Source organism: Lysinibacillus sp. NPDC047702 (genome assembly GCF_050272555.1).
Classification (GTDB): domain Bacteria; phylum Bacillota; class Bacilli; order Bacillales_A; family Planococcaceae; genus Lysinibacillus.
Genome location: NZ_JBNNMG010000113.1, coordinates 1 through 5,780 on the forward strand (window position 1 = coordinate 1; position 5,780 = coordinate 5,780).

6 protein-coding genes and 1 pseudogene are annotated in these 5,780 nt (G+C 33.4%); all 7 read right to left on the bottom strand.

Annotated elements, in window-relative coordinates:
- Window positions 1–227 (bottom strand): annotated as a pseudogene (locus tag ACQKIM_RS27445) (hypothetical protein); the annotation flags it as partial.
- 14 nt (window positions 228–241) lie between these two features.
- Window positions 242–1,639, bottom strand: a complete 1,398-nt coding sequence (gene terL, locus ACQKIM_RS27450) for a phage terminase large subunit (protein ID WP_427550047.1) — start codon at window positions 1,637–1,639, stop codon at window positions 242–244.
- Window positions 1,636–2,124 (bottom strand): helix-turn-helix domain-containing protein, encoded by a 489-nt coding sequence (locus tag ACQKIM_RS27455; protein ID WP_427550049.1) that lies wholly within the window; start codon window positions 2,122–2,124, stop codon window positions 1,636–1,638. Before ACQKIM_RS27455 ends, terL begins: the two co-directional genes overlap by 4 nt.
- A 74-nt stretch (window positions 2,125–2,198) precedes the next feature.
- Complete coding sequence (locus ACQKIM_RS27460) at window positions 2,199–2,468, bottom strand: hypothetical protein (RefSeq protein ID WP_427550052.1); 270 nt, start codon at window positions 2,466–2,468, stop codon at window positions 2,199–2,201.
- 762 nt (window positions 2,469–3,230) lie between these two features.
- On the bottom strand, window positions 3,231–3,398 hold the full coding sequence (locus tag ACQKIM_RS27465) for a hypothetical protein (protein WP_427550054.1): 168 nt from the start codon (window positions 3,396–3,398) through the stop codon (window positions 3,231–3,233).
- A 25-nt stretch (window positions 3,399–3,423) separates the two neighbouring features.
- Window positions 3,424–4,977, bottom strand: coding sequence for a hypothetical protein (locus ACQKIM_RS27470; RefSeq protein ID WP_427550057.1), 1,554 nt, complete (start codon window positions 4,975–4,977; stop codon window positions 3,424–3,426).
- Between the two features lie 152 nt (window positions 4,978–5,129).
- A complete protein-coding gene (locus ACQKIM_RS27475; protein WP_427550059.1) occupies window positions 5,130–5,567 on the bottom strand; it encodes a hypothetical protein in 438 nt (145 codons plus the stop codon).
- Between the last annotated feature and the right edge of the window lie 213 nt (window positions 5,568–5,780).

Genomic DNA, 5,780 nt, shown 5'->3' on the forward strand with positions numbered 1-5,780 from the left:
ACACCACCTTTACCAATAACCAATCGTTCACGCTTTAAAATATCTTGTTCACCTTCATAATAAGTCTCACCAATCAATATCCACTTTCGCTTCTCCGACTTTTTAAACTTATTAATCTCATTTTCTAACCATTTGAGATCCGTAATAATATCCTTTGCGCCTGTTGTTATATTTTCATTGATAATATCAGTATCTGTAACGGCACCCTGGAACGGAAATAAGCCCATGTTCTCACCTCTTCCTAATCAAAACTGAATGTTTCTCCTACACCTATTTTTTCAGCAATGCCAGTTGTAGCATCTGGCGCATCATCATGTTTGTTTTTACCTTCTTTTTGGTATTCAGTCATTGCTTTATAATATTCAGGCCATCTATATCGCCAATCAGCAGGGAAGTAAATGTGATCCATTACCCATGTAGCATTGGATAAAATACGCGCTTGTTTGTTTTTAGATTGGTGAAATGAATTAATTCTTGTTTGATTCGATTTAAATTTTTCCCACAATATCCGTTCCACTGAACGCGAATATCCTCGACCGCCATTATTGGATTCAATATCCGCATTGTTAACTTTTCCTTTGTGTAGCATTTCAGCATTCTTAGGTTCTGTCTCTTCCATCGGTGCCTTTGTATAAAGGACATCAAGTACATATGCTTCGTTATTGAATGTAACTCCATAATTAATTGAGCAAAGGAGATCTTCGCCAGTATCAGCAGTATCAGTATAGTTTTTGATTTCTTTAAATTGCGGAAGCTCGCCATCATATGTTTTAAAGGAACTGTACAAACGCCCTTTTTGGTCAATCGGTTCTTGCTGGTAGTTAGCTGCTGCAATCTCAGGACTCATTGCTCTCGTTTTACTTACATACGACTTGTAACTAAGCACTTCCTCGCAAAGCATCGTTCCGTCATCTTGTAGAGCTTTTAAATTAATATGACGTACTTTCTTACCTTCTTCTTCAAAATGAATAAGCGCTCGTCCTGCTAAATCTTTAGAGGACCAACGCGTCATAATGATGATGATTTTCCCACCTTCTTCAAGGCGAGAAAGCATTGTATTTGTAAACCACTCCCAATGTTTATCTAAAACACTTTCATTGAATGCTTCTTCTGCATTTTTTATTAAGTCGTCAATTATTAATAATGAAGCACCAAAACCTGTTGCAGTACCGGTAGGTGAAGTAGCTAAGTAGTTATTATATCCACCTTCTAAGCTCCATAAATTCATAGCACCATCGCCATGTTTGATGCAAACATCTGGAAAGATATCGTTATAAACGATTGTATCCATATCAGCTTTAATTTCCGAAATACCATTTCGTACAGCTTTAGAGAATGTTGTCGATAGCATTTCGTTGTAAGAGCCTGTCATGATCTTTTCGGTTTGATTTTGACCGAATACCCATTGCGCGAGCATAGAAGCTGTTCGTGATTTGCCATGGCGAGGTGGAACGTTGATTATTAATACTTCATCGTCAGATCCGTAAAAATATTGCATTTCATTACACAGCTCAACTAAATATTGACGATTCTCTTTGTAAAACTTAGGAGCTAACAAATGACAAAAATAAAAGAACTCACGTCTTGCGAGTTCTAATTGCGCTTGCTTTTTCAATTCTTTTAATTGTTCATCTGTCATTTGTCAATCAACTTCCTTAGTTCCTCTGTTGTGAGGTCCTTCATAGGATTGTTAATATTCATATTGCCACTGTGTTCGACTTGCTGCTTATCTCTCCATTCATTCGGCTTTCGATTTTTAAGCCAAAATATTTGAGCAGTTACATCTGGTTGCACCTCTTTTGTGACAACCTTAGTAATTTCTAACCGACCAGAACCATCTTCAACCATCTCTTTTGTTACTTCATCATATCTATAGCCAAGCGCTCTTTTAAGCAAAGCATTTTCGACTTGTCGGTCAATTACTTCCTTACCTCTTTTTAGGGCTGCTGAAAGTGCTGAAAACTTATCTCTCCATGTTCTTAGTGTTGAGTATGCAATGCCCATATTTTGCGATATTTGCTCATCAGTCAGACCATCCCTTGCCCAGCCCTCAATCTTTAATAAACCTTCATCTGTAAGCCATTCACTATATTTCCCTTTGGCTCCACCTTTACTTTTATTCACTTTCCCAATGGCATCACCCCATTACGCTAGTTGCTAAAATTAATAAAGGAGAGGATAAGCTCCTCTCCCGTTTACTAAAACTGTATTGAATCTAATAAATCTGCCACAGTTGCTGCATTTGCATTATCAACTTTTTCTTTTTCATCTAAATTGATTACTATAAACTTAATTATTTTTGAACTTTTAACAAATTCTGTTTTATACCCATCTTCAAAAACAAATAAGTCTGTGCTACCGTATTGCACGGCTACTATATCAATAGCTTCTTTAGGTGAATCTGCAGCAACTTGTTTAGCGATATTGTTATCATCTTCAATTACACACGTTACTAAATACTGTGTCATATTCTCACCTCCTGTACACCCAATCATAAACCAGTAGATGAAATATATGTAATAACTTTTTGCTCTCAAAACCACACCAAACAACCATTCGCGCCTTTTAAAGACTTATACTTTGTAGTTGCTTCCACACGCATTTTTAATATAGTCGTTTGATGCAGTTTTCAAAGCAAAAGAAAAAGCCTCCATCCTAAGATGAAAGCTTTGATATTGTGGTAATTGTCGAGTGCTCACTTGCGACTCGTGGTAGAGCGACACCACGTTATTATTTGTAAAGCAAATTGTGTTTTAGATTTACAGTGCATTTCCGTGCACTTTGTTGCTGTAGTAAGTTTGACTGAATTATGGAAAGTGGACGAAGTTCACATAAAAACCACTCCTTTTCTGTTTTTTAGCCTTTTATATTAATTAAGATACCTAATCTCTTAAAAAATATGGGCCGGCCGTGTTTGTCATGCTCCGAATAAGTTTATGGAGCGCTGGTCGGTCGTCGGTCCTCCTTTCCCTAATATTTAGGTTTTTAAAAATACCAAGGGGGGAAAACCTTACCGCTCTGACCTACCTCCGAGTTTACATCATATTTTTTCTATCACAAAACATGCTACATGTTTTACATTTGTTCCTTTTGTTACATCTTTTACAAGTATTGAATGATAAATGAATTGTATTTACATTTATCTTTGATCTAATCAAGAATTGCCCTCTCCAATACAAATAAAAAACTCTTCAAAGTTAAATGTAACCTTGAAGAGGATGTCTTATGTCTTAATTAATTCTGTCAGAAGTATTAATTTGTGTATATATTTTGTTAATACCCTTCTTAATATCCTTCAAAGAAGCATTACTCAACACTAAATCTTCGGCTTTAGCTAACTGGGTTACGGACACTCTTTGATCTAAAATAAGTACAATAAAATCAATGAATTTTGCCATAACTGTTCGCCTCCATTCTCATCCTTTATTTAGGTGTTCCTAATTTTAACACGTTTTTAAACAAATTCAAAGCAATTTGTTCATTTATCATTCTTGTATTGGCTATTAATAACAGGACAAACCTTCTTTTTCCTTCGCTGTCGTTTTCGGTCTCAATACACAAATTATAATATCCTCTATTCTCTTTTTGGGATTTCCCTCCTTTATAGTTTCGCAACAAAATACAACTTGCCAGATCTTTTTCATCTGTTTTCTGTTGCGCATCTATTTTTAAAATATCCTTATGGTACCTGCTTTTTAAAGTCTTTATACGCTTTAAAAAGTCCTCTTTTTTTGCAATATTTGAATTCTGAATACTTGATTGGATATTTTCAAATAATACACCCAAATCATTTTCGTTATTTATTACATAAGGATTACTTATATCTTCATTACCTTTAAAAGCTATAAGTATATAATCCTTAATTTCAAAGAAATTTATGTAATGTACAGATTTATATCTATTTTTTTTACTAAATAATCTTTTACTCACTTTCCAGTCCTTAATCCAATTTTTAAAATCTATAACAATTTGGCTATCTTCTTTTAAATCATTCAACTCACGAAATGAAAAGGATTCTCCAGGATTGTTTTCTTTATAATATAATTCAAAAAGAAAATCATATACAGCTCTTAAATAAGGAGCTGGAACATAAATTACTGACTTAGTTAATTTAGATAAAAACTTTTTTGAAGTAAATTTGTTCAATTGATCTATATTTATTTCCTTAATCGTATCTCTTTTGAATAAATTTATTATTTCCATTGGTACTTCAATCTGATTTGGTTTTAATTTACTTATTTTGTCATATTTACTATCATTTCTCCATACCTCATCAATTTCATATACTATATTTTTTTCTGAGGTTGTTTTAGTTAATTCAAATAATTGAAAAGATATAATTCCAAGGTTGTTATTTTTTATATTTTCACATCTATTTCTTAAATTATATATAAATTGAGCGTTATTATTTTCATATTTATTTAGAAACCCATATCTAAATCTGAAATCCACTAGAGGGGAAACTATTCCTAGTCCTAAAAGAATTATAACTATACCAACACTCCCACTTAGCGTAAACCTGATTAATTCTATACTATCATTTATCACTGCATTTTGAATATTTACATATCCAGCTCCTACCATCCCTAAAATAATTATTAATAACGAAGCTAATATAGGTAGTATTCCATCCCTAAAAATGTATTCTTTAAAATGTCCCCAACCTTCTTTTTTATATGGTTCCCGTTTTCTTCGTTCTCTTTGTAATAAAACGATTAAAAATAACATTCCAATTAAAATTATTCCAAAATTCACGCCTAAATAGTAATTTGAATTTAAACCTTTAGAAACCAAATATCCCCAACAAGTGGCAATAACGTTCCAGATGGTTTCCATCATTACATTATATTTAAACAAGATCAAAAGTGTTACTACATAAATTAAAGTTACAATAAGTATCTTTCTTATATAGAATTTGAAGTTAAAAATTATTAGTAATACAAGAAATACATAAAAAAGACCAATTATGATTTTCATAAACCCCACCTCTATTTATCGTTCCAATAATAACCACATTATGCCATATCCGCTTACATATAACTATCTTTCATTTTATATCAAAAGCATAAAATACAAAAAGCTTGGAAAAACTCTATCAAATTTCTCCAAGCTTTATCAGTTATCTTACATTATTTCAACATCATCTGACTCAAAATTTTACTTCTCACTCTGAATATGGTTGTACTAGAAAGTTTCATATGTTTTCCAATAGCTCTCATACTATCCCCATCAAGCAGTCTATGCAAGACCTCAATCTCTCGATCTCCATGAACTAACGAAATACGTTTTTGCACCTCATCAACCTTTACCTCATACTCTCGAATACGTTTGTTACTAGCGTACACTCGTCGTTGTACTTCAATATAAACCGGATCGCTTGTCCCACCACTCGCCTTTGGTAATGTTGCCTCAATGCCGTACATAGCCGTTTTTGCCCCGATATAACTGTTGTTATCGATTTTTGCTACTGGCTGTCTTGCTTCTTCGATGGATTCAATCATCCAACTATAATCCTCAATCCACTGTAATAAATTTTCTTTAGTAACTGCCGTTTGCCCTTTTAACATAGTTTTGCCCTCCTATGTGTTATAATGACTTATGTTGACTAGCCTAGAAGGGCATGAACCAATTCGAGCTGTAGCGTGTGATGACGCTGCGGCTTTTTTATTTTTATTTACTGCATAATTTACTCAAAGTGTTCACTACTTTGACTCTTCTCGAATAACAGAAATCAAGTTATAAAACGCTTCTCTTACTCTATTTGAGTGTCTTGTTCCGTT

Excerpts from the sequence above, each read along its gene's own strand:
- terL (WP_427550047.1), bottom strand. The coding sequence starts at position 1,639 with ATGACAGATGAACAATTAAAAGAATTGAAAAAGCAAGCGCAATTAGAA.
- ACQKIM_RS27460 (WP_427550052.1), bottom strand. The coding sequence starts at position 2,468 with ATGACACAGTATTTAGTAACGTGTGTAATTGAAGATGATAACAATATC.
- ACQKIM_RS27465 (WP_427550054.1), bottom strand. The coding sequence starts at position 3,398 with ATGGCAAAATTCATTGATTTTATTGTACTTATTTTAGATCAAAGAGTG.
- ACQKIM_RS27470 (WP_427550057.1), bottom strand. The coding sequence starts at position 4,977 with ATGAAAATCATAATTGGTCTTTTTTATGTATTTCTTGTATTACTAATA.
- ACQKIM_RS27475 (WP_427550059.1), bottom strand. The coding sequence starts at position 5,567 with ATGTTAAAAGGGCAAACGGCAGTTACTAAAGAAAATTTATTACAGTGG.